This is a genomic window from Rhizobium favelukesii, assembly GCF_000577275.2.
In the GTDB taxonomy this organism is placed as follows: Bacteria; Pseudomonadota; Alphaproteobacteria; order Rhizobiales; family Rhizobiaceae; genus Rhizobium; species Rhizobium favelukesii.
Window position 1 is genome coordinate 1,642,395 of the sequence record NZ_HG916855.1, and the last position, 23,859, is coordinate 1,666,253.

The 23,859-nt window shown below is 58.2% G+C and carries 23 protein-coding genes and 1 pseudogene; 9 read left to right on the forward strand and 15 right to left on the reverse strand.

Features of this window, described 5'->3' with window-relative positions; all coding sequences use genetic code 11:
* The first annotated feature begins 313 nt into the window (after positions 1-313).
* The 3 genes from LPU83_RS71340 (at position 314) to LPU83_RS71350 (ending at position 2,335) form a co-directional block, all read left to right on the forward strand.
* The gene (locus LPU83_RS71340) at positions 314-1,078 is read left to right on the forward strand and encodes a metallophosphoesterase (RefSeq protein WP_024317646.1); all 765 of its coding nucleotides are present in this window, start codon (positions 314-316) and stop codon (positions 1,076-1,078) included.
* Positions 1,079-1,221: 143 nt separating this feature from the next.
* Positions 1,222-1,794 (forward strand): hypothetical protein, encoded by a 573-nt coding sequence (locus LPU83_RS71345; RefSeq protein ID WP_024317647.1) that lies wholly within the window; start codon positions 1,222-1,224, stop codon positions 1,792-1,794.
* Positions 1,778-2,335: a hypothetical protein gene (locus LPU83_RS71350; protein WP_024317648.1), complete on the forward strand. Its 558-nt coding sequence runs from the start codon at positions 1,778-1,780 to the stop codon at positions 2,333-2,335. The genes LPU83_RS71345 and LPU83_RS71350 overlap by 17 nt, the downstream gene beginning before the upstream one ends.
* A 3-nt stretch (positions 2,336-2,338) precedes the next feature.
* Here LPU83_RS71350 and LPU83_RS71355 read toward each other — a convergent pair whose 3' ends face one another.
* The 4 genes from LPU83_RS71355 to LPU83_RS71370 form a co-directional block, all read right to left on the reverse strand.
* Positions 2,339-2,551 (reverse strand): hypothetical protein, encoded by a 213-nt coding sequence (locus LPU83_RS71355; RefSeq protein ID WP_024317649.1) that lies wholly within the window; start codon positions 2,549-2,551, stop codon positions 2,339-2,341.
* A 365-nt stretch (positions 2,552-2,916) separates the two neighbouring features.
* Complete coding sequence (locus LPU83_RS71360) at positions 2,917-4,701, reverse strand: IS1634 family transposase (RefSeq protein ID WP_024317650.1); 1,785 nt, start codon at positions 4,699-4,701, stop codon at positions 2,917-2,919.
* Positions 4,702-4,856: 155 nt separating this feature from the next.
* Complete coding sequence (locus LPU83_RS71365; RefSeq protein WP_197901961.1) at positions 4,857-5,078, reverse strand: hypothetical protein; 222 nt, start codon at positions 5,076-5,078, stop codon at positions 4,857-4,859.
* On the reverse strand, positions 5,068-5,430 hold the full coding sequence (locus LPU83_RS71370; protein WP_225040075.1) for a hypothetical protein: 363 nt from the start codon (positions 5,428-5,430) through the stop codon (positions 5,068-5,070). Before LPU83_RS71370 ends, LPU83_RS71365 begins: the two co-directional genes overlap by 11 nt.
* A 397-nt stretch (positions 5,431-5,827) precedes the next feature.
* Here LPU83_RS71370 and LPU83_RS71375 point away from each other — a divergent pair.
* Positions 5,828-6,888, forward strand: a protein-coding gene (locus LPU83_RS71375; RefSeq protein ID WP_112334090.1) for an IS630 family transposase whose coding sequence is annotated in 2 segments (ribosomal slippage) — positions 5,828-6,320 and positions 6,320-6,888 — 1,062 coding nt in all. Because the reading frame shifts where the segments join, the coding sequence is not laid out codon by codon here.
* Between the two features lie 986 nt (positions 6,889-7,874).
* A complete protein-coding gene (locus tag LPU83_RS71380; RefSeq protein WP_157997411.1) occupies positions 7,875-8,045 on the forward strand; it encodes a hypothetical protein in 171 nt (56 codons plus the stop codon).
* A 493-nt stretch (positions 8,046-8,538) separates the two neighbouring features.
* Here the strand turns inward: LPU83_RS71380 and LPU83_RS71385 are convergent, their stop codons facing one another.
* Positions 8,539-9,516: a LysR family transcriptional regulator gene (locus LPU83_RS71385; protein WP_225040073.1), complete on the reverse strand. Its 978-nt coding sequence runs from the start codon at positions 9,514-9,516 to the stop codon at positions 8,539-8,541.
* Between LPU83_RS71385 and LPU83_RS71390 the strand changes: the two genes are divergently transcribed.
* The gene (locus LPU83_RS71390; protein WP_024318297.1) at positions 9,515-10,633 is read left to right on the forward strand and encodes a Gfo/Idh/MocA family protein; all 1,119 of its coding nucleotides are present in this window, start codon (positions 9,515-9,517) and stop codon (positions 10,631-10,633) included. The genes LPU83_RS71385 and LPU83_RS71390 overlap by 2 nt on opposite strands.
* Before the next feature lie 208 nt (positions 10,634-10,841).
* Here LPU83_RS71390 and LPU83_RS71395 read toward each other — a convergent pair whose 3' ends face one another.
* The 3 genes from LPU83_RS71395 to LPU83_RS71405 form a co-directional block, all read right to left on the reverse strand.
* Positions 10,842-11,072, reverse strand: a complete 231-nt coding sequence (locus LPU83_RS71395; protein ID WP_141652612.1) for a hypothetical protein — start codon at positions 11,070-11,072, stop codon at positions 10,842-10,844.
* A gap of 150 nt (positions 11,073-11,222) precedes the next feature.
* A complete protein-coding gene (locus LPU83_RS71400; protein WP_024318295.1) occupies positions 11,223-12,311 on the reverse strand; it encodes an alpha/beta hydrolase in 1,089 nt (362 codons plus the stop codon).
* A gap of 344 nt (positions 12,312-12,655) precedes the next feature.
* Complete coding sequence (locus LPU83_RS71405) at positions 12,656-13,978, reverse strand: MFS transporter (protein WP_024318294.1); 1,323 nt, start codon at positions 13,976-13,978, stop codon at positions 12,656-12,658.
* Between the two features lie 363 nt (positions 13,979-14,341).
* On the opposite strand from LPU83_RS71405, the gene irrA reads away from it, so the two are divergent.
* The 3 genes and pseudogenes from irrA (at position 14,342) to LPU83_RS71420 (ending at position 16,715) form a co-directional block, all read left to right on the forward strand.
* Entirely contained in the window at positions 14,342-14,755 is a 414-nt protein-coding gene (gene irrA, locus LPU83_RS71410; protein WP_024318293.1) for an iron response transcriptional regulator IrrA, read from the forward strand.
* A gap of 60 nt (positions 14,756-14,815) precedes the next feature.
* Positions 14,816-15,975, forward strand: a pseudogene (locus tag LPU83_RS76045) (arabinose transporter).
* A 182-nt stretch (positions 15,976-16,157) separates the two neighbouring features.
* Positions 16,158-16,715: a hypothetical protein gene (locus LPU83_RS71420; protein WP_024318291.1), complete on the forward strand. Its 558-nt coding sequence runs from the start codon at positions 16,158-16,160 to the stop codon at positions 16,713-16,715.
* Between the two features lie 27 nt (positions 16,716-16,742).
* On the opposite strand, the gene LPU83_RS71425 is transcribed toward LPU83_RS71420, so the two are convergent.
* From LPU83_RS71425 to LPU83_RS71455, 7 genes are read right to left on the reverse strand one after another with little or no spacing between them, the layout of a single operon-like run.
* Complete coding sequence (locus LPU83_RS71425; RefSeq protein ID WP_024318290.1) at positions 16,743-17,657, reverse strand: NAD(P)-dependent oxidoreductase; 915 nt, start codon at positions 17,655-17,657, stop codon at positions 16,743-16,745.
* Positions 17,658-17,685: 28 nt separating this feature from the next.
* Complete coding sequence (locus LPU83_RS71430; protein WP_029710429.1) at positions 17,686-18,456, reverse strand: hydroxypyruvate isomerase family protein; 771 nt, start codon at positions 18,454-18,456, stop codon at positions 17,686-17,688.
* A complete protein-coding gene (gene otnC / locus LPU83_RS71435) occupies positions 18,444-19,094 on the reverse strand; it encodes a 3-oxo-tetronate 4-phosphate decarboxylase (RefSeq protein ID WP_024318288.1) in 651 nt (216 codons plus the stop codon). Before otnC ends, LPU83_RS71430 begins: the two co-directional genes overlap by 13 nt.
* Positions 19,091-20,359, reverse strand: coding sequence for a 3-oxo-tetronate kinase (otnK, locus tag LPU83_RS71440; protein WP_024318287.1), 1,269 nt, complete (start codon positions 20,357-20,359; stop codon positions 19,091-19,093). The genes otnC and otnK overlap by 4 nt, the downstream gene beginning before the upstream one ends.
* A 24-nt stretch (positions 20,360-20,383) precedes the next feature.
* Entirely contained in the window at positions 20,384-21,283 is a 900-nt protein-coding gene (ltnD, locus tag LPU83_RS71445) for an L-threonate dehydrogenase (RefSeq protein ID WP_024318286.1), read from the reverse strand.
* 25 nt (positions 21,284-21,308) lie between these two features.
* Positions 21,309-22,400 (reverse strand): tartrate dehydrogenase, encoded by a 1,092-nt coding sequence (locus tag LPU83_RS71450; RefSeq protein WP_024318285.1) that lies wholly within the window; start codon positions 22,398-22,400, stop codon positions 21,309-21,311.
* Complete coding sequence (locus LPU83_RS71455; RefSeq protein ID WP_024318284.1) at positions 22,397-23,848, reverse strand: aldehyde dehydrogenase family protein; 1,452 nt, start codon at positions 23,846-23,848, stop codon at positions 22,397-22,399. The genes LPU83_RS71450 and LPU83_RS71455 overlap by 4 nt, the downstream gene beginning before the upstream one ends.
* Between the last annotated feature and the right edge of the window lie 11 nt (positions 23,849-23,859).

The following is a 23,859-nucleotide window of genomic DNA, read 5'->3' on the forward strand; positions in this document are numbered from 1 at the left end:
AGGGCATCAAAAGTGGACACCGATTGTGATACGCGACGAATCAGAGGCTAGTAAGTACTTTGGCACGCCCCGTGCGACCCTTGTGACCATGCTTCGACGCCTCGCAGACGACCTCGAGAATGTCGACAAAATCCAAGCTGCCGTTCCTGGCGCAGCGATCGATGATTGGTGCTTGGGCGGACGGAGGGTAGGTCACGTGCCTCATCGGTCGTACCCTGCTCACCCCCGCAATTCAAAAAGTCTACCGACGCCGTGTTGATAGCGGCAGGTCATTTTCACCTCCATTCCTCCATCCCATCCGGTGGTCTCGTCCATGAAAATCTGGGTAATATCCGACCTTCATTTAGAATTCGGCGAACCGTTCGATTTCGAACCTCCAGCTGATGCAGACGTTGTGGTCTGTGCCGGTGACGTTCTGACGAAGGGCATTGTGCCCAGCTTACGGTGGCTAACAAAGCAGCTCGCCGGAAAACTCCCGGTAGTTTTCGCGGCGGGTAATCACGAATTCTATGGCGATGCACTCCGAGAGAGCTTGAAGGAGGCTGAAATGGCTGAAGGCCACTCGGGCGTTCACTTCCTCGAAAACGCCGTCGCTGAGATCGATGGCGTGTCGTTTATAGGAGGCACGCTGTGGTCGGATTTTCGACTATTCGGCTACAATCCCCAGGTCGCGATGTCATACACCGCGCACGACATGAACGACTACAACAAGATCAGGCTTTCAAAGAATCCGTACGCCAAATTCAGACCCATCGACTCTTACAAAAAGCATGTCGAGACGAGAGAGTTCATAGCCTCGGAACTTCGCGAGCGGCCGGCCCGAAGTGCCGTCTTCGTCACCCATCACGCGCCGTCGCCCCGATCGGTAGCCGCCGAGTTTCGACATGATCCGTTGTCGGCGTGCTACGCTTCGGATTTGGAAGAACTTATCCTGGAGACCCGACCCGCTCTTTGGGTGCATGGCCACGTCCATCATCGCAATGATTACTATGTCGGGAGCACAAGAATTGTCTCGAACCCAAGAGGGTATCCAAGAGAGCAAACCCAATTTGAACCCGGCCTCGTTGTAGAAGTCTGATGCCTCGCGGGCCTGTCACCCTAAGCTCTCTTGAGACCGGGGCTTAATCGACACACCTCATCGGGATGAAGCGCGAGTCCCCGTTTTTCGTATTGACGGTCTCTCGGATTGCCGGAACACTTTTAGTCAGAAGTGGAGATAAAATGGCAAACGAAGATCGGGTCAAGCTGCTGAAAGAGCTGCTGGATCGACAGGACATCAAGGGAATTCAGTTGCTTATCGCCGACGGATGCCCGGTGGCCGAGCTGAGGGCGGCAACTGCCGATTTCGTGTGGAGGTTTGTGCTGACTAATTCCGGGCGCGGCGTGTCGATCGCCAACGTAGACGAGCTTTTGACCGAGTGGACGCAGGCGCTCAGCGGCCTCAAAACTGCAGCCGCACGCCTACGTGTGCAGGACATGGACGATCCTAGCCGCGCTGCGGAGTTTGAGCAGGTAAGGGTGCGCACTGCCGTCGCCCGCATCGCGGAAAATACCCAGTTGGCCGGCATTAGGATCAATCGGCATTTGCGCGCTGGCGAACTGTCTCCGCCACTCGAAACAGCTATCGACGACTGCCTCAGGGAGCAGGGTTTCCAATGGAACGGTGGTGATACAGTCCATGAAATCTGGTCCGAGGAGCACGAAGCTCGTCTTCGCGCCGCCCAAGCGGAACACAAAGCAAGAAAGCAGATGGCTGTAATCTCCGAGGGAGGCGTCGATGCACCAGTCCTTTGATCTGTCTCGGGTCGCCGCTTTCCGCGTTCAAGCGCGTCGTGATGACGACGAAGCTTTTGCGGAAGCCGCAAATCGCCATCTCAGTGAAGGCTTGCCAGTAGCGGAGATCCAACAGGCCATCGAGTGCACGGACTGGAGATATGTGCTCGAGAACTGCGGTGACCAAATCGAGCTTTCGCGCCTATCCGATCTCAAGGCCTGGTATTTCCAGTTGGTCGACCAGATCGACGAGAACCTTCAGAGTATCCTCCAGGTTAGCGAAGTCCAAGGCAGCCCTAAGGCGATGCTTCGGCTTCTGGAGGCGCGAGAGGAACTCGGCCGTTATTGCCACGAAGCCTATATCGATGGACTTCGTGTCCAGCGATTTCTTCTGCCGGAGGACGAACCGCCAGCGCCTGACCTGGATATTCAACGGGTTCTCGCACGCGCGGGACTGACGTGGGATGGCGGTTTCGAAGTCGAAGCTGCTCCTGGCGAAAACGCGAAGCTGTTTACGGACGCTTGTGCGCTGATGGGCGTGCGAAACGTTTCGTATTCTTAGCGGTTATGCGACTTTTGCAGCGAAGGATTGTGCGAGCGCGGCGGCTTCCAGGGCAGCCCCCAAGCGAGCCGACGTCTTGTATGGATAGTGCTTCCAACACCACCAGTCGTCGCGTTCTCCCTTGACAAAACCGAAGCCAGCCCAGTCCCCGCAATGGCATTTCCGGCCGACGAGTGTGGGAGCACGCTGCAGTGTCGGCCGATCGATGTCGTTCATAATACCTCCTTGAGGACCCAACCCGTCTTGGGTCTTTTCCACCCGCGTTTGGCGGCTCTAAGATCAGCCTCGGCTGTCGCTTTCCGTTTCGCTTCCAGCAGACCATCTGCCCAAACCGTTATGCGGAAACGACCGACGGCGAAGATGTATCGGTCGGTGTCCGCTCTGCGCCCCGAAGCATAGCCCGCTCGGAAGAGCTTCTTTGCGAGGCTGATGTTGACCCTGTTCTCGAAGTTCGGTCCCTGAGCCTGCCACCATTTACGAAAGGCGGTCTCGAAATTCGGCTTTGCTGTCCGGCTAGCCCATCTTTCACGGTTCGCGAAAAAAAGTGAATGAAATCAATTGTCGCCCCCTGAAAGTCTCCACTACAGAGGCGGGGCTGGGTGGCGGGCTGGGAGCGTTGCAGTCGTAATGCGTGGCGGCGGCTGAGGCGGCAATTCGAGTTTGAGCTGCCTCAGCAAGAGCTTCTGGTCGGCATTGGGTTCGGTGTAGCGGGTGAGCACCAGTGTTCGGCGGTCTGTTGTCGGAAAATGCACGTCGAGCATCTGAATGGCGGCCATCTTATCGAGCACGGCACGCGGCGTGAGACCGGGCGCGAGTGGCTTCAGGCGGGCTCGTAGCGTGACCTGCAGGCAATATGCCATGAAAGCCACGAAGATGTGCGCCTCGATACGAGGCTCGTGCTGATGATAGATCGGCCGCAATTGCAGATCGTCCTTGAGGTTTTTGAAGGCGGCTTCAATCTCGGTGAGTTGGATATAAAACTGCCACAGATCGGCGGGATCGCGGCCATTGAGATTGGTGCGCAGCAAATAGCGTCCTTCGCGCCGGCGCACAGCGCGCAGCTTGTTGCGGTTGAGCTTGAATGTGAACACCGTGCCGCTGTCGGGAATATCAATATCAAGCAGCCGCCATGCCGCAGGCGCCTTTGAACGCGCGGCTCCGAGCTTCATCAACAGCTCCTTGCGCGTCAGCGTCATGCCGGCAATTTGCGTCAGGCGCGTCCACAGCCATCGCAGTTTACGCTGTCGCATGGCGCGTTCTTTGTGGATGCGTGCATGGCTCTGGGCAAAGACATAGGTCTCTTGCTCTTGCGGCAGGAGCTTGACGTCGACGCCCTGGCGCACGCTCTTCCAGGGCTTATCGAGCAACGCTTTCTCCAGCTTGGAGAGCCGTCCCTTGGGCGTGCCGACCAGATAATAGACCGGCGGATCGGCCTGGCGCATCTCGGCCAGGACTTCCTCGGTGGGAATGCCGCGATCCATCACCCAGATGCGTTCGGCCTTGCCATATTGCGCTTCGATCTTCTGCAAGAAGCTGCGCAATGTCGTGCTATCGGCTGTGTTGCCGGGGAGCACTTCATAAGCAAGCGGAAAGCCGTCCGGCGTAACCACAAGTGCGATGACGACCTGAACACAATCGCTGCGCTTGTCGCGGCTATAGCCATAGCGGCGCTTATCGGTCTCCTCCTCCGGCGGAGGTGATTCAAAGTAGGTGCTGGTCAGATCATAGAGCAACACGTCAAATCGCGCGCCAAACAGATCCTGCCAGCGTTGCCGCAAGTGAGAAAACAGGTCTTGCTTGTGAGGCAGGATCTTGTCCAGGCAACCATAGAGACCGTTCTTCGCTGCCAGCGCAAAATCCGCCCCCAACAGATCGGCCATGGCGCTCTCTTCGAACCATTGCCGATGCAGCCGCCACTCACTGCCCGGATCGATCAGGCGATAACACACCAGCGTTTGCAGGATCTTCTGCCAGTCTCTTCCCTTCCGGGAGGCGGGCAGACGAGGCGACCAGAACGCATCGAGCTGCAACTCCTCATAGAGATGACTTGCCAGCCAACAAGCGCCCCATTGCCGCGGCCGATGCAACTGCATCGCATCGAGCCGCACTTGCACGCCATAGCCTGCCGCGCCTTGTGGAAGCGTCTTGTCGGCGGGAAATAACGAAAGCTGTCTGTAACGCTGGGTATCCTCATCAAAAGCTTCGATCGCGCGGCTCCAGTCAGCGAGTTGACCGTCATTGATCTCGCCAAGATAAAGCACCTGTCGCTGCACCACCTTGCCGCCGGCACATCGCCGGTTCTCGACGATGTTCCAGTAGCGGTGTTGCTTGCCGTCTTTGAAGCGTCGATTCTCGCGCAAAAACATGATGCGCGTGATTCTATCTGCGTCGCCGTAACGCGGAAAGATAGTAGGTCTACACTACACGCCGATCGCGCAAACCGGCCATTGATTCGATTCGGCTTTTTGCCCTTGCAACACCCGAAAATCGGCCAAATCGGCCGCGAATCGTGAAAGATGGGCTAGTCCTGTCCAGCACGTTCAACCTCCCGATCAAACGTGGGCGTCCATCCCCGCGTCATTCCGTGGCTCATTGCTGCCTCGGCCAATGCCAGTTGCATGCGCAAATGCTTGATGTCACCGAGCAGTGTCGCGATGGTCGCCTTGGCATCTTCGTCGTGGAAGGCGAGGGCGGCTTCAACCTCAAAGGCGACATCCATTTGCTTTGCGGGCTTAATCGACATGGCCCGCTTCTCGAACGACGTCATAGAAGGCCTGCACGACGTCGCTCGCGTCTCCGGCGCATTGGAACCAGACCGGTTTGCGCATCACGATGCTGGAACCGACGGCATTGAAGTAGCCACAGGCTCTTTTTGTGGCGGGGTCGACCGCAATGTCGAAATAGCCGAGCGGCCCCCCGGAAGCCATGTCGTAGACGTTGGCCGAATAGAGGCTCCAGCCCTGGTAGTTGGGCATCATGATCATGGTTGCCATCAGGAGCGGATGGATTTCGGCCATCGTAGCTTCTGTGGGTGGTGTCCAGTAAGTGCCCGTGATGTCTTCCCCACGCAGTTGTTCGATCGGCATGTGTGGCATGGCCGTCGTCCTCCTCAAAAGTTTTGGATGTTCCTATTATGTTCTCTTTTGTGGCCGAGTCAACATTCGGATATGACGAGACAAGGAAAACTCATGCGAGGGCCAGCTCAACGAGGACGATCGCTCGGAGTTCCTCCGGAGGCGATTTGTCCTTGCGCTTGGTGATTACTCTTGAGCATGTGCCCGCGACACTAGATCACCAGACTCATAGAGCGTGAAAATGTTCTTATGCTCGATTGTGCCGTCGCTTGTTTCGATCTTGATATTCGAAATCCCCTCGGGCCGCACACGGAGCCACATCCGGTAGTCAGTTATACCAGCGAGCGCAGAGTGCGACTCACTTGGGATTCCCGAATCGGTGAAAATCTGAATCCATGGGGCAAACGGGAGGTTTGCAATGGGTTCGGCGATTGCATTGCGCGATGATTTTGATGGTCCTGCTCTGCGGCAGTTCGCGAAAGGGACCAAGGATGCCGCTCAAGCGCGGCGGCTTCTGGCGTTGGCGGAAATTTATGACGGCGGCTCGCGTACAGATGCGGCCCGGATCGGGGGCGTGACCTTGCAGATTGTTCGCGACTGGGTCGTTCGTTTCAATGAGCACGGGTCGGCCGGGCTCCTCAACGGCAAGGCTCCCGGCAATCGGCCCAAGCTGAATGATGATCAGCGCCAGGCCTTGGCCAAGATTGTAGAGCGTGGTCCGATCCCGGCTATCCACGGTGTCGTTCGGTGGCGGCGCAAGGATCTGGTCCAATGGATCTTCCAGGAATTCCGGATCTCGATGGACGAGACCACGGTTGGTCGCGAATTGAAGGCTCTCGGCTTTGCCAAGCTGTCTGCCCGGCCGCGCCACTACGCCCAGAATGAACCCGAAGTGGACGCTTTTAAAAAGAGTTCCCTGCCGCATTGGCAGCCATCAGAAGCAGCCTCCCGAAGAATACCGAGATCGAACTCTGGTGGGCCGACGAGGCGCGCATAGGTCAGAAAAACAAGATCACCCGCCGATGGGCTCGCCGTGGCACCCGACCTTCAGCGCCGCTGGATCAACGGACGATGTGGGCGTACATCTTCGGTGCCATCTGCCCCAAGAAAGGTAAGGGCGCGGGCCTCGTATTGCCCTATTGCGATACCGACGCCATGAATCAACATCTGCTGGAAATCAGCCAGGCAGTCGATGACGGCGCTCACGCGGTCCTCATCCTCGATCAAGCCGGATGGCACGTCACGCCGAAGCTCAGCGTCCCTGACAACATCACATTGCTGTTCTTGCCGCCGCGTTCGCCTGAATTGAACCCTGTCGAAAACGTCTGGCAGTTTATGAGGGACAACTGGCTGTCGAACCGCATCTTCACAGACTACGAGGACATCGTCGCTCACTGCTGTGCCGCCTGGAACAAACTCGTCGCGCAACCCTGGAAGATAATGTCCATTGGACTGCGCGAGTGGGCGCATCGGTTTTGATCAATGCATGTTGGTATTAGTCGCTGGGTGACGGATCTGTAAATGCCTATCGCCTCGCCGTGGCCTGCTTAGATGACCTCGGCGTGATCCAACGTCTTGGGGATTTTATTTTTTCCGCGCCGGAATCCCCCAGCCTTCGACTTCGTCTCCCTTCGGTAACACGACGTAGCGAAGACCGTCATCGTGGATGTACTGGGAGTAAATTTCGACCATTCCTGAGCCTGCGTCCGACCGCGTTAGGCCCCGATAGTGAGCAGCACAAAAGAAACCCGGCAAACGGTTCTTGGCAGACGCATTACGTACTTAACAGCTATTGCAAAGGCGGCACGTCTAGTGCGCATGTGCCTTATTCCTATAGGATGCGGCCCGTTCGCATCCGCCGATGATCTGGAGTGCGATCCTGAGAAAAGGAGTCCATTCAACGGTGTATAGTCGTTGGCTTTTCAGAGCCAGGCTGCAGTCGTCCGCAGCAGAACTTCTGCGCGCGCCTATCGACAGACCGGTCATCGGACGATTTCGACTCCCAACCAGAGTCTCAAGTGTTCGGGTTGAAGGAATCACTGGGCTCTGCCACCATTCGCCGGTTCCCTTGATTCCGGAACGGGTCGTCAATGTTGGGCGTGAACCATGACGACTGCGAATGATCCTGTCTAAGCCAGAAACCGCGAGGGAAAAAGCGATGACAGCCGCCGAGAAAAGGCTAGACCTTCAGTACGATGCCGTTGAACAAGCGATTGCTTGGCACTCGGGTGACATGAGGGCAGCCATTGCCACGCTGATCGACGACTGCAAGCACCTTAGAGATCAGCTCGACACCGCACAGAAATGCATGAGCAAAGGCCTGACACGAGGTTGGGTTCCAAGTCCGGAGCGCTAGAGTGATGATCGGCGGGTATTCGTGTGCCGCAGAGCAGGTACTCGATTCCCGTCGTTCTTTAGCGGACGCTAATCGCCTATATCACCCCCTTCAGACACGAAGGAACAACATGACAAAGAAGCTGAACTCGTTGGAAGCGACAAGGGACTGCGTCTTGACGGCCCGTCCGTTCAAGGGAGCTTTCATGTACATGGCTGTTGCCGTCACGGCCTGGTCGGTGACGGAAACCCATAAAGCGCCGATCCCTCCGGACGACCAAGTCGCGACCGTCATTCACTAAGGCGAGACTTAGGCTCCAAGCGACCTAGTGGGAGATTGCATTAGCTCCCGAATGAACTTCGATAAGCTGCCCTCTCGACTAGCGTTTTCGGCCTCCCAACCGAATTTCCAAGCATCGTGCGCGCCACCCAGTCCCCAAGTTCGACTGCGTCTTCCTTCGGTGCGCGCTCCGGCTTGAGATAGGGGTTTCTTGGACCTTGGGGCCCAGAGACACGTAACAATGAGGAGCTGCGTTTGTGTTGCGTCGCAGCTCTTCATGTCGTTCCTGATGCTCTGCGCTTAGGGATTGATCCAATGGAAGTCCGTCAGCGCTCCGACATCGCCATAGTCAAGGACTGCGCCGCGGTTGGGCCTTCCAGGAGAAGTGGGCTTTTGAGACATCCCTGGCTCCCATCGATCATGGGACAGGGTTAGTACCGACACGGCCATCATACGACCGATCGTTGTCGCTTGCAGTTCATTTACCGGCCTCTTTGTTCGCTCGTAATGGAATCCTATTGGATAGCCAGGCTCGGACATTCGGAGACGACGTCCACCACGAAGTCCATAACTGCCCGGACCGCAGGAGTTTTATGCAAGTCGCTGTGAACCACGAGCCATATGTCGCGTGCGAAGTATGGTGCACGCTCGTCAATCCGAACGAGATCACGATCGCGTTCACCCATAAAACAAGGCAAACCTGCTACGCCCACTCCGGCCCGCACCGCGATCAGGTGTTCGCTTGAGTAAGTCAGTTCGCAAACGACTGGGCGTCGGCCAGCAATTCCGAGCAGCCACGATTGGGCCGGCGTATCGGCAAAAGTTTGGTCCCACCCTATGAACTCCCAGCGTTGGGGTGCGGCCAGATGGGCATAGGAACGGTGCGCATAGAGGCCAAAGGCCATTGTGCCGATCTTCCGTGTCACGCTACTGGTTTCATCCGGCCTCACGAACCGTACAGCGACATCAGCCTCCCGACGGCTCAGTGAAACCCGTTGCGCTTGCGCGGAGAGCGACAGCCGGATCTCGGGATAGCTCTCCCTGAACCGTGTCAACCGTTCGGTTAGAAGATGGGTTACGAGCACTGGCGGCGCGCTCAGCGTGATCCGGCCGACAAGCGGAGCGTGATCTGCCTTCGCAAGGCGAACGATGCCATAGGCTGAAGCCTCCATCTCGATGGCCCGCTCGAACACCTGCCTGCCCAAGCTGGTGAGACGACAGGAGCGCGGCAGGCGATCTACCAGTTTCGCGTCAAGTTCAGCCTCTAACGCAGCAAGTCGTCTGCTTACAGTCGCGTGATCCACCTTGAGGCTGCGGGCAGCGCCAGACAGCGTGCCGCTTTGAGCAACGGCGAGGAAATGGCGAACGTCTTCCCAGTCAATCATCGGTGCAAAATCTCCAAGATGGCTGGCACACATACCGAATTTTCGCATGGAACGCGCCCATGTACTTTCCGGGACGTCAAGTTTCATCGCATGGAAAGTGAACATCATGACCGGACAACCCTTCAAGATCGGCATCGTTGGCGTGCAACCTGGAAGGAGCTGGGCTGCGCGCGCCCATATTCCCGCATTGCGCACTCTCGCCGACTCATTCGAGATCGTAGGGATCGCCAATACCAGCAAGGCCAGTGCCCAAGCAGCTGCAGCCGAGATGGGCGTGTCGAAAGCCTTCGCTGGAGTTGCCGAGTTGATCACATCGCCCGAGGTCGACATTGTCACTGTCGCGGTGAAGGTACCCCCGCACTTCGAAATCGTGAAGGCCGCGATCGAAGCTGGCAAACATGTCTATTGCGAATGGCCGCTCGGCAATGGATTGGCGGAAGCCCGCGAAATGGCTGCGCTTGTCAAGGCAAGAGGGGTCCTGGGCGTGGTGGGAACCCAAGCGCGTTTCGCGCCAGAGATCGAGTATCTGAGACATCTGATCCTCGACGGCTTTGTCGGCGAGGTGCTGTCGACGACCTTGGTCGCGCGAGGCGGGACTGCACTGGGCGGCGGCACCATTCCTGACGCGAAGACCTACGGATATTTGCTGGACCGCGCCAATGGTGCAACTATGCTGACAATCCCAGTGGGGCATACGCTGGCCGCGCTAAGGGATGTATTAGGCGAGGTCGTGGAAGTCTCTGCTATAACAGCGACACGTAGACCCACGGCGACAGCAAACGATACCGGTGAAAAGCTCCCTGTATTGGCACCTGACCAGGTGCTGGTGAGCGGGGTTTTGTCCAGCGGCGCACCCATTTCCATCCATTACCGCGGCGGCGCGGCGCGGGACGGCGATGGATTGTTTTGGGAAATCCACGGGACCGAGGGCGACATACGGGTCTCTGGCTCGTCCGGCCACGTGCAAATGGTGCATCTTTCACTGATGGGTGCGCGCGGCGGGGACACAGCATTCCATGCGATTGATATTCCCTCATCATACCGGACTGGTTGGCCGGAGGATGCCGAGCCTGGGAATGTCGCACGCCTCTATGCCAAGATGGCCCAGGATTTGCGCGAAGGCACTCATACTGCGCCAAGCTTTGAGGATGCGGTCGCAGTGCATCGGGTTATTGACGCGATCGAGAGAGCAGCCGAAGGCGGACATCGCGTCGTGCTAACTTGAACGAAGAAGGCTTTGTCGGACGGCCGTCTACAGCTGACGTGCATGTGGCCGTTCTTGAGGGATACATTGCGACAGCCGGGGATGGAGGTTGCGAATGAATGATCTTTATGCTGATTGCGCGCTCTTTCGAGATATGATCGCTCGGTCCGACCGTTCTAGGCTCATGGTAAGCTTTCAACACTTCCCTCGAGGTGCCTGCGACGACGCGTCATTGCTGCTCGCCAGATTTCTCCGGGAGAGGGACCACGGGACGTTCCAACGGATGTCGGGCAAGCGTGGCGATGATACCCATGTGTGGCTTGAGCAGGGCGATTGGGTGAGCGACATAACCGGCGATCAGTTCGGCGATTTCCCGTATGGTCACGCCCATGTTGGCAAGGATCGCTCGTGGCACCAGCCGTTCTCCGGCGAAGATACCGGGCCGGCGGACTATCGTCATCTCGATGGTCCCATAGTTGTCGATCTGAACAAGACTTACTCATGTCTTTCAGACGGTCACTGAGCCGGCCCCTGTAAGCGGCGCGGCCAATCAGCACCTACCGGATGAGAGTGGACACCCACCCGGTAGGTTGATCGTATTCGCCCACTGTTAGACGCTGAGATGCTGGTCGAAGAACGACTGCAGCTTGTCAAACGGGATCACGTCGACCTGATCGTAGAGGTCGGTGTGGTTGGCTCCCGGGATGATCATCAGTTCCTTGGGCTCGGCGGCAGCGGCAAAGGCAGTTTCGCTGAAGTAGCGAGAGTGGGCCTTCTCACCATGAATGAACAGGACTGGGCGCGGGGAAATCTCCGCGATATAGGTCAGGATCGGCATGTTCATGAAAGACAGTGGCGTGGTCTGCGTCCAAGCGTTGCCCGAGTTCACAGCGCGCTTATGATATCCGCGCGGTGTGCTGTAGTAATCATGGTAGTCGATCAAGAACTGGGCTTCGCCACCTTTCAGCACGTTGTATGGTGGCTGATAAGCAGGTGCGCCTTTCTCGGCATCCGCCCAACGCTGCAGGCTAAGCTGCTCCAGCGCCTTGGTGCGCTGTTCAAGCGTCACGCTGTCGTTGTAGCCCTTGGACATCACGCGGGTCATATTGTACATGGTGCTGGCCACCACGGCCTTGACGCGCTTGTCGATGGCTACGGCATTCAATGCCATTCCGCCCCAACCGCAGACGCCGATCACGCCGATACGCTCGCGATCGACTTCCGGGCGAAGACCGATGAAGTCCACGGCGGCGCTGAAGTCTTCGGTGTTGATGTCAGGAGAGGCAACGTTCCGCGGCTCACCGCTGCTTTCTCCGGTGTAAGAGGGGTCGAAAGCAAGCGTCACGAAACCGCGCTCAGCCATAGTCTGTGCGTACAGGCCTGAAGACTGTTCCTTCACGGCTCCGAAGGGGCCGCTTACAACGATTGCGGCAAGTTGGCTGTCGGGACGGTTATTGGGGAGATAGAGATCAGCCGACAAGGTGATGCCGTAGCGGTTCTTGAAGCTAACCTTCTCGTGGTCAACCTTTTCGCTCTTTGGGAAGACCTTGTCCCATTCAGCTTCACCTTGGGCGAACACCGGTGCACCAGCAACCGATGCGACGCCGAGCGCTGCGACTCCAACACCGGCCAGCTTCAGCAGGGTGCGGCGACCTTCGTCTAGCTCTTCGTGATTGACGGTTTCGTTTGGGGTGCTCATCTCGATCTCCAGTTTGGTTTAACGGGAGGAGATGTAATGGACGTCGGTTGCTCGGATTAGACCCGGAGTTTCGCTTGTTATAATGAGAGATTTTCATCAATCGAAGATGAGAAGTGCGAACTGATCGCGCGGCGACTGATCGCAAGGGAGTCGTCCCGAGGCGAGCAATGGGTCGGTCGCATTGCTAGGTATCGAATCTCGATCGGAGCCGGTCAGTTCCGCCACTTCAGAACGGCACTTCATGGACCCAAACCTTCCACCCAGTTAGTGAAAGGTCTTGCGGGCGACAGTATCGTCGCCCGCAAGAGAATTGCCGCGGCGTCCGCTGGGACGCCTTTAGACCGTCATCGCGAGGCCGCCGGCACGAGACCCGACGCCTCGTCTTCTGATGCAGCAGCAGTGCGGAGGCGAATGCCCTTAGTTTCAGGAACGAACTGCACTAGCACCAACCCGACGAGTGCGATTGCGGTCACGTAAAGACCGGGTGCGAGCGCCGAGCCAGTGCTGCTGACCAACCAGGTGGCGATCAATGGCGTGGTGCCGCCGAAGATGGCGACAGCCAGCTGGTAGGCGATCGCATGGCCAGTCGCACGGTAGGAGGTCGGGAAAAACTCGGCTGCCGCTGGAAAGGCTGCACCGTTGTAGATCCCAATACCGATAGCCAGCAGCAACTGACCGATGAACGCGTTTGCGAGATTGCCCGTCGAAGCCAGCATGACCGCGGGGTAGGCGGCCATGAGAATCCATAGGGCTCCAAGCGTGAAAACCTTCTTGCGTCCGATCCGATCGCTCAGGCGGCCTGAAGCTGGAATCATGGCCGAAAGCACCAAGATCGCTGCCGCATTTGTCATCAGGGCATCAGTCGGGTGTAAGTGAGCTTCCTTGACCAGGAATGAATACATGAACCCGAGGAGAAGGTAGGACCCCACGGTTTGTACGGGTTGAACCATCAAGACGTAGAGAATCGGCTTGTATCCGCCGGTACGGGCCATCGAGCGGAAGGTGTTCGTGTCCTTCTTCTCGCGGCGGGCTGCCTTGTATTCCTCTGGATCGTCCAGGCTACGGCGCAACCAGAAGCCGATCACACCGATCAGACCGCCCATGATAAAGGGAATACGCCAAAGCCAATCACCATACATATCCTCGCCCGCCACGAACTGAAGACCGGCCAGCATCAAGGCGACGAGGGCATTCGGGATATGCGCGAAGAACCAAACGATGCCGACCCACCATCCACGGCGGTTGTCAGGAGCCGACTCCAGGATGTAGCTAGTGCTCCCCGTCGTCTCTCCACCGAGTGCGAACCCCTGAGCTAGTCGGCAAAGGACCAGGAGTGCCGGCGCTAAGACGCCGACCGAAGCGTATGTCGGCAACAAGCCGATTACCGCGGTGCCCGCCGCCATGAGCCAAATTGTGATGGCGAGCACCTTCACGCGACCGATGCGGTCAGCTAGGTAACCGAACACCAGACCGCCAACTGGGCGAGCAAAAAACGCGACTGCATACACTGCGAAAGTGCTCAACAAGGCTGCAGTAGGGTCGCTTTTCGGGAAGAAGTGCTGCGATAGAATGGGGACGGAAAATCCGAATACCGCGAAATCGTAGATTTCCCCGAAATTGCCGATCGCACCGGCACCAAGCCGCCGCTTGGATTCATTCTGGCTCATTGATCTCCTCCAATTTGCCCAGACGGGTGCAGCCTCCACTGCAACCGATCCCGTGCAGCCTGGATGGCTGGCACGAGAATCCATGTCTTCATACGAAACCTAGGTAGTTGGGCAAACCCCGCGGCGATCGAGGATATAATCTCAGCCTATAAGTGAATATTGGCCCCATTGATGGTGGCGACGATATACTCAACGCTTCGGGTGGCACGTGCGGCAGCAATGAGGCGCGGGTGCTGAACCTGAGCAAACGCGGCTTCACCTATAGCTTTATGTTATACCGGGCGTCGTCGAGGCACCTCGTTCCAGGTTTCGCGGTCGGAATTTCTGTTAGAAAGATTCCCGAGTGGATTCTGGAAGATAATAATGGAACGCAGATCATCGATAGCCAAAGACCTGCGAGACGCGGGTTTGCGGCCGACTGAACAGCGGATCGCGCTGTATAGGCTTCTTTTCGCGAACGGACATCGCCATGTGACTGTGGAAGACCTTCACGCAGAGGCTGTTGCGGGTGGCGTCACCCTGTCGGTAGCCACAGTCTACAATGCGCTGAACGATTTCACTGATGCTGGATTGATCCGGGTTCTTGCGGTGGAGGGTACACGCACCTGGTTCGATACCAACGCCGCTGACCATCACCACTTCTACGTCGAAGGCAAAGGTGAGATCCACGACATCGACAGCGACAACATATCCCTCTGCAATATCCCCGTGCCTCCAGACGGCTTCGAAATCGCGAACGTCGATGTCGTCATAAGGCTTCGCGCCATCGGCGGCTAATCGCTGGCCTCGAGGAGGTTCTTTCACTCACCAACCACCTAGATTGTTTGGAGCCGAACCTTGAGAGTTCGCGTAAATGTCTTCGTCACGCTTGCTCCCAAGATGGCGGTTGTTTTTGTCGGATTTCTAATCGCAGGCATGGGGATGCCTGTCCTGCCAATTCACGTGAGCAGAGACCTCGGATTTGGCACATTCGTCATTGGTCTGATTACCGGCAGCCAGTTCTTTTCCTCCCTGATAACCAGGCTGTGGGCTGGTGATTTTGCCGACCGCAAAGGCCCCAAGAAGGCGGTGACCGTCGGGCTTGCTCTGGCCGCGATCGCGGGCGCGTTCTACTTTGTATCGTTGCTGGCGGTTGGAAATCCCACGTTGTCCGCGTCGATCCTTGTAGCGGGGCGAGGGGTCCTCGGAGCAGGCGAAAGCCTGATCATCACAGGATCGGTGGCGTGGGGACTGGCCACAGTGGGTCCTCAGCACTCCGGGAAAGTAATAGCTTGGATCGGTACTGCGATGTTCGGAGCCTTGGCCGCGGGAGCGCCCGTCGGCAGCGCCCTATTTGCCCTAGAGGGATTTGCGGCGATCGCCGCTGCGACGATCCTACTGCCGCTGGTAATGGCATTGCTGGTGGCACCCCTTGCACCCGTACCAGGTCGGTCGACGGCCTCCGCATCGAGGCTCAGCGTCATCAAGGCGGTTTGGCTCCCCGGGCTTGGTTCCGCCTTCGCTAGCCTCGGCTACGGAAGTATCTTGGCATTTTCCAGCCTCTTGTTCCTTCATCGCCAGTGGGCCGACGGATGGCTGCCGTGACCTGTTTCGCCACGGCGTTGGTCGCAAGTCGGATTCTGCTTGGTCACGTCCCCGATCGGCTCGGCGGACCCATAACAGCGCTGGTTTTCGCGATCGTGGAAGCAGTTGGCTTGCTGACCATGGGCTTGGCGAGTTATTCGACGATCGCGCTAGCGGGGGCTGCGTTGGTCGGCTTCGGCTATTCGCTGGTCTTCCCGGGGTTCGGCATAGCGGTCGTACGAGCCGCTCCGCCTGCAAGCCGCGGAATGGCAATGGGGCTATACTCGGCGTGCCTCGACGTCGCGCTTGCAGTCAGCGGCCCAGCACTAGGTCTGGTTGGCGATGCTGCTGGGCTGCCGGCAATATTCGTGGCGTCGGCGGGTCTGGTTTCTCTCTCAACTCTCGTCGCCGTGTCAATTATTCGACGAGCCTAGCTCATCGGCTTCGGGCAAGCCTGGTGACGTTTAACCTTGTGACACTGCTCTACAACGAGGGACAAATGTCTTCTAAACCAAGTTGTTTCAAAACCTATTCCTTTGCCGTGGGGGCCTTCATCGGCATTATGGTCATTGCAGTGCTTTTGGGTCGTGCGCTCGAATAGTACTACAAAGCGGAGTTGTCAGGCTGGGTCCAGGCTGTTGGCGCAATAGCTGCGATTGTGGCCGGCTTTGCCGTGGCAGCTGATCAGCAACAAAGTCAGCAAGTTGCCGCGGCCAACGACTTGAACGAGTTCACACGCGCCACGCACATGTTGGCGCACGCAGCACTTCAGACGGTGAGCGAGCGACTGGACACCGCGTCGACGCCTAGGCACGATAAAAAGGCCTATGCTCTTCAAGGCGACCGAACTACCGAAATGGTAAGGGCGATGTCGGATACAGTTCGGATACCCAGCGAGATTCTACCGTATTTCATTAGGCTCCGAAGCCACGTTTACGCGATAAATAGCCGTATTTCAGAGATCTACGAAGATGAGAAACTCGGCTGTAAAGTTGAACGAGATGCAAAGGTTGCTGAGCGCCCTGGCCTGCTCAAGAGTTCAGTGCGGGTCTATGACGCATCAATCGAGCTTTTTCTCCAATTGCAGGAAGCCATAGCTGAGCGCTTTCCACTCGCAAAACTACAGATTAAGACAGGGCCGAGCCTTGAGGCGTACCCTAGAATTGAGATTTGAGCCGGTCGTTCTCGCACCGAACCCGCCTCAGCGGGTTCCCTTGCGAACCTCGTCTTCCATATCGACACCATTGAGCTTGCCGACCAGATCGCTCAGCATCGGCACGAAGTCATTACCGTGCCCGATCGCCTCGGCGTGTGTGTAGTACTGGACCGCTGCCGAAGCCATAATGCTTGTCACCTTGGAATCGGCCGCCATGTTGTTGACGTAGCGCAGGTCCTTGGCTGCGTAGGAGATCATGAACTTGTGGGCGTCACGGTCGCGCTCCACCACGTACTTCATGAACGTGCCGAAGAACCCACTGTCCATTCTGCTTCCTGTAATGACGTCGCGTATTGCCTGGGGCGTAATGCCGATCTTTGCACCAAGTACAACGGCTTCGGCGTACAGTGCGCCGTAGCTCATGCCGATGAAGTTCATCAGCAATTTCATTTTGTGTCCGTTTCCAACAGCACCCACCCGGATGACGCGGCCGGCCCAGCATTCGATCACAGGCTTCACACGCTCGAAGACCTCGTCGTCGCCAGCGACCATGGCATCAAGAGTGCCTTCCTCGGCCTCCTTAGGCGTTCGCCCTAGTGAGGCGTCGATCAGCGTCGCCCCCGCTACTTCCATTTCCTGTGCAAGCAGGAGGGTGGACGAGGGGTCCGACGTAGAAGTGTCGATCACGATCAGACCGGGACGCGCGCCCGCAATGATGCCGTCGCTGCCTTTGACGACCTTCTCGACCTGTCCCGAATTCTGGAGGCAGATGTGAATAATGTCGCACTTCTCTGCCATGTCCTTGGGGCTCGCAGCGCTTTTCGCACCGATCTCAAGGAGGGTGGGCATCGGGCGCTGGTCCAGGAACCAAAGCTCGTAGCCCTTGCTCCGAATGTTCTTCGCCATCCCGTGGCCCATCATGCCGACGCCGATGAAGCCGATGACCGGTTTGTTACTCATGGATTTCTCCTCTCCTGGAATTCCGTTTTCAGTCTTTGAATGATGCAAGCCAGGCCAGGTCGGGAACCGCACCGTTCGCGGGCAAATACTCGGCACCGATCGGCTGTGCCCAGCCGAGTTCGCGCACGCGTCGAAGCGTGAACGAGTAGTCCAGCTCACCGTGGTCAGGGCTCCCGCGGTCCGGAACCGAGGCGATCTGTACGTGGCCGATATGAGGCAATGCAGCTTCGAAGCGACGCGTGACGTCGCCACCCATGATCTGGACGTGGTAGAAGTCGAACATCAGTTTGAGGTTCGGTTTTGCCACCTCGCGGATGATATCAGCGGCCTGTTCCACGGTGCTTAGGAAATACCCTGGCGCGTTGTAGTGATTGAGGGGCTCGATCAAGATCGTAATGTCCGATCCGGCATTGTCGCATGCATTCACAAGGTTCTCGATGAAGGCCTTGCGTGCTCGCGGGCCGCTCGAGTTGCCTGCCATTACGTGGATTGCTCCAGCCGAAATCTCGGTCGCGTACTGAATAGCTTGGTCGATCGCCGCGCGCGCTTCCTCTTCTCTTCCGGGAAGCGCGGACAAACCGTTCTCGCCAATCGTGACGTTACCACGGACGGTATTCAAACCGAGCATCTTGAGGCCCGTTTCGTCCAACGCCGCTTTTGTTTCCGAAGCGGGGACGGCGTAAGGCCAGTGGCACTCTACTGCATCGAAGCCTGCCTCCTTCGCAGCCTTGATGGCTGCGGGCAGGGGACGGTCGTTCCAAAGGAAGCCTAAGTTAGCTGAGAATTTCACGCTTCCCACTCCACGTTGAAGGTCGTTACGACGTCTAGAATCTCTTCCGCCTTGAGTTGGCGCGGACGGCATCCGCATGTCAGCATGGCGAGGCGGGCTGTTGCCTCCAGCTCTTCGATGGCGTTACACGAGGCCTCCACGTCTTTTCCCGCCACTACGGGCCCATGGTTAGCCAGCATCACCGCAGTTCGCTTGCCGGCCAGCCCGCGGACTGCTTCACCCATCGCCGGATCGCCTGGCCGGAAGAAGGGCAGGAGCTTCACGCGGCCGAGCTGCATGATTGCGTACGGAGTTAACGGAGGAAGAAAGTCGTCCTCGTTGACGTCCGGCATCATTGACCAGGCAACCGCGTGGCACGAGTGCAGGTGAACGACAGCACCGGCCTGACTCCTGGTGTCATAGAACGCGCTATGGAGAGGCATCTCTTTGGTCGGCTTGTCACCGCTGACATGCCGGCCCTCGCTGTCGAACCGGCTCAACCGCGAAGGGTCAAGGCGGCCGAAGCTCGTCCCTGTCGGGGACACCAGCAGGCCGCCGTCGGAGGTCCGGGCGGAAACGTTGCCTGTCGACCCGTGCGTCAGGCCGCGGTCGAACAGGGACTTCGCGAGGTCGCAGATCTGTTCACGCAAGCGTGCTTCATCGCTCATGGCTCGAGAACCTCAAAGGCCTTCGAGAAGAATTGCTCGTTGCCAAAATTGCCCGACTTGAGCGTGATTGCGATCCTTGCGTTGTGCGAGGACGCAAAACACCATGGGACGCCCGGGGCGATCTCGGCTCCGATGTTGAGGCGGGTGACGCCCAGTGCCTTCGTCACAGCTCCCGAAGTTTCCCCGCCCGCGACGACAAAGCGGCGGTAACCGCTGTCTCGGGCTTCCTGCGCACAGGCAGCCAACGTGTCTTCAATCAGGGACCCGGCCCGCTCAACGTCGAGACGATCCTGCGCCGCGCGCACGGCGTCGGGCGCGGCCGTTGCGTAGATTAGGGGAGTGGCCGATGAGTCTTGTGAAGCCAGCCAGTTGAGTACCTTATCGTTTCCTGTCTCGGCGATCTCCAAGGGATCAAGTCTGAAGCTTGGTCCGCCCTTTTCCAGAAAATCGGCTACCTGCTTATTCGTCATCGACGAGCAACTGCCGGACAGAACGATGGCTGGGCCGGGATCGTACGAGGGGACATCTGAAGGCGTCGATTTCTTGAGAAGTCCTTGGTTTGCCCATAGCTCGGGTAGGGGCATCGCCACGGCGCTGCCGCCAGTCAGGAGTGTCATGTCCTGGCAGGCTTCCGCAATGACGTCGAGGTCGTCGTTGGCGACAGCATCGACCACGACATGGGCGACGCCGTTCGCGGCTAGCTCGGCCAACCGTTCTCCAAGCGCTGCAGCGCCTTTTGCAACAGTCAGCCGGTTGGCAAGTCCGACCGGCTTTGTGACCTGGGGAGCGAGCAGACGCGTGAGATTGGAGTCTCGCATCGGCGTGAGCGGATGATCCTTCATCGGGCTCTCTGACAGCGGTTGTTCACCGACAAAGAGATTGCCCATGAAGATCGCGCGGCCGTTCTCTGGGAAGGCCGGGCAATAGATGGTCTGATTGACGCCGAGTGTCGCCATCAGGTTCTCTGCTACAGGACCGATATTGCCCTTGGCCGTGGAATCGAAGGTGGAGCAATACTTCCAGAAGAACCGCTGAGCACCCGCGGCTTTCAGCCATTCGAGAGCCGCTTGGGTTTCCTGAACGGCTTCTTGCACCGGGCTTGTTCGGCACTTTAGAGCGATAATTTCCAACGGTGCTGTATTCTGCGGCGGCTCCGTCGGAACTCCCATACGCAGGGAGACGGGGACGCCCGATCTAGCGAGCAGCCCAGCCAAATCAGTTGCACCGGTGAAGTCGTCGGCGATTGCGCCAAAGAACGTTGCCATTTGTCTATTCCTACCGGATTTGGATCACGATCCGGACTTAACGCCAGGCAGTTCGATCCCTGCGTTTCGTGCGTAAATCTTTGCTACCGCAGCGTCGTCTTCGCGGCCGAGGCCCATTCCGGAGGCCGCGACGAACTGCTGTAGGGCTGCTGCCGTAAGAGGTGCGGAGAATTTCGAGGCGCGAGCCACGTCGAGCACAATTCCGAGGTCCTTGGGCCAGATGTCGATGGCTGAATGAGGCGTGTAGTCACCTGCAGCCACGTGCGGTGCGCGATTTTCGAGCATCCAGCTCGTCCCGGCGCACTGAGGGATAACCTTGAGGAAGGTCTCGGGATCGATGCCCTGGGTAATGCCGAAGGTAATGGCCTCAGCCATTGCCGCGATATGTGTCCCGGCAAGCATCTGGTTAACGGCCTTGATTGCCGAGCCAGCGCCGGCGGCGTCGCCAAGTTCAAAAACCTTCTCAGCCATGGCGTCCAGGGCCGGCCGGGCGCGAGAGAACGCCTCGGGTGTGCCGGAAGCCATTATTGAAAGCTTGCCGTTGGCGGCCTTTACCGATCCACCGGAGATCGGAGCGTCCAGGAAATGGATGCCCAAGGCAGAACAGCGTTCTGCGGCCTTGCGCGCATACTCGGGAGCGACCGTTACGCACATGGTGACCACTGCACCTGGGGATAGCTTCGAAACGATCCCGTCCTTACCGAAGAGCACTTCCTCGGTTTGCGCGGAGTTCAGGACCACGACCACGACAGCATCGAGTTCGCGAGCTGCAGCCCCAAGCTCGGTCGTCGAGCCGCCATTGGCGTGAAGTCGCTTCACCGCCTCATGGTTCACGTCCGCGCCGAAGACCTCATGACCAGCGCGAACGAGGGAGGAAGCCATTCCGTACCCCATCGATCCCAGTCCAAAAACGCCAACTTTCATTTTACTGCTCCATACGTTCCAACGATCAGGTGTTGGATCCAAAGATTGCGTTGATCACCGCGTCGGTAACTTCCCGCGTTGTCGCGGTACCGCCGACGTCGGGCGTGGAAATTCCTGCCGAACACACGGTTTCGATCGCCTTCATCAAGCGGATTGAGGCATCCGTTTCACCGAGGTGGTCGAGCATTTGACATGCTGTCCAAAAGGCCGCGACGGGATTGGCGATGCCTTTGCCCGTAATGTCGAATGCCGATCCGTGGATGGGTTCGAACATCGAAGGAAAGCGTCGTTCGGGGTCGATATTCGCCGTCGGGGCTACGCCAAGGCTTCCGGCGAGCGCGCCCGCCAGATCTGACAGAATGTCTGCGTGCAGGTTGGTTGCTACGACGGTATCCAGGGTTTCCGGGTGAAGCGTCATCCGGACAGTCATGGCGTCGACGAGAGCCTTGTCCCATCTGACGTCCGGAAACTCTCTCGAAACCTCGGCCGCGATCTCGTCCCACATCACCATCCCATGGCGCTGTGCGTTTGATTTCGTGACGACGGTAAGCTGCTTACGCAAACGGGACTGGGCGATTTGAAACGCGAACCGCATGATCCGGGTGACCCCAACGCGCGTGAAGATTGCCACTTCGGTGGCGACCTCCTCGGGCAGTCCCCGGTGAGCGCGGCCGCCGTGGCCAGAATATTCACCCTCGGAGTTTTCGCGCACGATCACCCAGTCGAGGTCACCGACCCCTCTATCGCGCAGAGGAGTCGGTATCCCCGGGAGGATCCTCGTTGGGCGGACATTCGCGTACTGGTCAAATCCCTGACAGATCGGCAGTCTAAGTCCCCATAGGGTGACATGATCCGGAATGTCCGGCGCGCCGACCGCTCCGAAGTAGATCGCATCATGATCGCGGAGCTGATCTAGACCGTCCTCCGGCATCATACGACCGTGCTTACGGAAGTAGTCGGAACCCCAGTCGAATTGCTTCACCTCAAGCCGAAAGTCATCAGAACGGCGCTGCAGAGCCTCGAGTACTTCCAGGCCGGCCCCGATGACTTCCGGGCCAATGCCATCTGCTGGAATGGCCGCGATCTTGTGCGTGCGCTGTCCTGACGAGGTTGTCATGCGAATTCGGGCAAGCTGCTTGCCTCCTCCTCGAAGCCGTAGACAGATTTTGTCTCGAGATATTCTTCAAGCCCGACACTGCCCATGGAGCGACCAATACCAGACTGCTTGTATCCGCCCATAGGGGTCACCGAATTCGTGGCCGCCCCGTTGAAGCAAATACGACCAGCTTGCAGACCGGCGGAGAACTCGTAGCCCTTCTTTCGGTCGCCGGCGAAAACGTAGCCGCCCAGGCCATAGGGGCTGTCGTTGGCGATCTCCAAAGCTTCGTCTTCGGAGCGGTAGGGGATGACCGCAAGCACGGGGCCGAAAATTTCTTCCTTGGCGATGGTCATCTCGGGGGAAACGTGCGTGAACACCGTCGGCTTCACGAAGTAGCCTTGGTTGCGGCCTTCAGGCTTGCCGGTCCCGCCACAGGCGAGGCGGGCACCTTCGTCGACGCCGATCTGGATGTAGCGTTGAATGCTGTCGTACTGGGACTGGTTGACGACCGGACCCATCGTCGTAGCGGGGTCTCGGGGATCGCCGAGCTTGTACTTCGACACCTCGTCGACAAGATACGCTGCGACTTGGTCCATCTGGCTTTCATGCACGAGCATGCGGCTAGGCGCATGGCAGGACTGGCCAGCGTTGAAGAAGCAGCGCTGGATATTCCAACGTGCGGCGTTCTCCAGATCGGCGTCCCGCAGAACGATGTTTGCCGATTTTCCACCAAGCTCCAACGAAACGCGCTTGATCGTCTGAGCCGCGGCCTCGCCGACACGTGCCCCCGCAGAGGTCGAGCCGGTAAACGAGATCATGTCCACTTCGGGGTGAGTGGACATCGCCGCGCCGACCTGGCTACCTCGACCGATGATCAGGTTGAAGACACCAGCTGGAACGCCGGCTTTTTCGAATACCTCGGTGAGGATGACGGAGCTGATCGGGGAGGCGTCGGACGGCTTGAGAAGGACTGTGCAGCCCGCGGCAATGCCATAGATTGCCTTGATGACCGGGGTCTGGACGGGCCAGTTCCAAGGGGAGATCAGAGCACACACCCCGATTGGCTCACGGCGAATGATCGTGTCCCCGAGCCGGCTTTCAAAATGGTAAGTCTTGAGAAGATCGCGAGCGACCTTCATATGGCCCATCGGCCCGGTAGCCTGGGCGCGTGCGCTGACGGGGATACCGACTTCCTGCGCCATCACGTCGGCGATCTCATCGACGCGCTCTTCGTAGGCCGCAATAATGCGGTCGATCAGGGCGATCCGCTCTTCGAGGGATGTCTTCGAGTAGGTATTGAAAGCACGTCTCGCCGCCAAGGCAGCCTTGTCCACGTCGGCCGCCGTGCCTCCCGTGGTGACCGAAGCGAACGGCGTCTCCGTATATGGGTTCGTCAGCAGTTTTTCGCCCGTGTTGGTGGGCTCCTGCCAGCGGCCATCAATGTACAGTTTTCCGTAGTGTTTCATCGCATTACTCC

Excerpts from the sequence above, each read along its gene's own strand:
- LPU83_RS71370 (WP_225040075.1), bottom strand. The coding sequence starts at position 5,430 with ATGCCACACATGCCGATCGAACAACTGCGTGGGGAAGACATCACGGGC.
- otnK (WP_024318287.1), bottom strand. The coding sequence starts at position 20,359 with ATGGCAACGTTCTTTGGCGCAATCGCCGACGACTTCACCGGTGCAACT.
- LPU83_RS71365 (WP_197901961.1), bottom strand. The coding sequence starts at position 5,078 with ATGTCGATTAAGCCCGCAAAGCAAATGGATGTCGCCTTTGAGGTTGAA.
- otnC (WP_024318288.1), bottom strand. The coding sequence starts at position 19,094 with ATGAGCGATGAAGCACGCTTGCGTGAACAGATCTGCGACCTCGCGAAG.
- LPU83_RS71345 (WP_024317647.1), top strand. The coding sequence starts at position 1,222 with ATGGCAAACGAAGATCGGGTCAAGCTGCTGAAAGAGCTGCTGGATCGA.
- LPU83_RS71355 (WP_024317649.1), bottom strand. The coding sequence starts at position 2,551 with ATGAACGACATCGATCGGCCGACACTGCAGCGTGCTCCCACACTCGTC.
- LPU83_RS71450 (WP_024318285.1), bottom strand. The coding sequence starts at position 22,400 with ATGACAACCTCGTCAGGACAGCGCACGCACAAGATCGCGGCCATTCCA.
- irrA (WP_024318293.1), top strand. The coding sequence starts at position 14,342 with ATGGAACGCAGATCATCGATAGCCAAAGACCTGCGAGACGCGGGTTTG.
- LPU83_RS71385 (WP_225040073.1), bottom strand. The coding sequence starts at position 9,516 with ATGATGTTCACTTTCCATGCGATGAAACTTGACGTCCCGGAAAGTACA.
- LPU83_RS71350 (WP_024317648.1), top strand. The coding sequence starts at position 1,778 with ATGCACCAGTCCTTTGATCTGTCTCGGGTCGCCGCTTTCCGCGTTCAA.
- LPU83_RS71405 (WP_024318294.1), bottom strand. The coding sequence starts at position 13,978 with ATGAGCCAGAATGAATCCAAGCGGCGGCTTGGTGCCGGTGCGATCGGC.
- ltnD (WP_024318286.1), bottom strand. The coding sequence starts at position 21,283 with ATGAAAGTTGGCGTTTTTGGACTGGGATCGATGGGGTACGGAATGGCT.
- LPU83_RS71380 (WP_157997411.1), top strand. The coding sequence starts at position 7,875 with ATGACAAAGAAGCTGAACTCGTTGGAAGCGACAAGGGACTGCGTCTTG.
- LPU83_RS71360 (WP_024317650.1), bottom strand. The coding sequence starts at position 4,701 with ATGTTTTTGCGCGAGAATCGACGCTTCAAAGACGGCAAGCAACACCGC.
- LPU83_RS71340 (WP_024317646.1), top strand. The coding sequence starts at position 314 with ATGAAAATCTGGGTAATATCCGACCTTCATTTAGAATTCGGCGAACCG.
- LPU83_RS71400 (WP_024318295.1), bottom strand. The coding sequence starts at position 12,311 with ATGAGCACCCCAAACGAAACCGTCAATCACGAAGAGCTAGACGAAGGT.
- LPU83_RS71425 (WP_024318290.1), bottom strand. The coding sequence starts at position 17,657 with ATGAGTAACAAACCGGTCATCGGCTTCATCGGCGTCGGCATGATGGGC.
- LPU83_RS71390 (WP_024318297.1), top strand. The coding sequence starts at position 9,515 with ATGACCGGACAACCCTTCAAGATCGGCATCGTTGGCGTGCAACCTGGA.
- LPU83_RS71455 (WP_024318284.1), bottom strand. The coding sequence starts at position 23,848 with ATGAAACACTACGGAAAACTGTACATTGATGGCCGCTGGCAGGAGCCC.
- LPU83_RS71395 (WP_141652612.1), bottom strand. The coding sequence starts at position 11,072 with ATGACGATAGTCCGCCGGCCCGGTATCTTCGCCGGAGAACGGCTGGTG.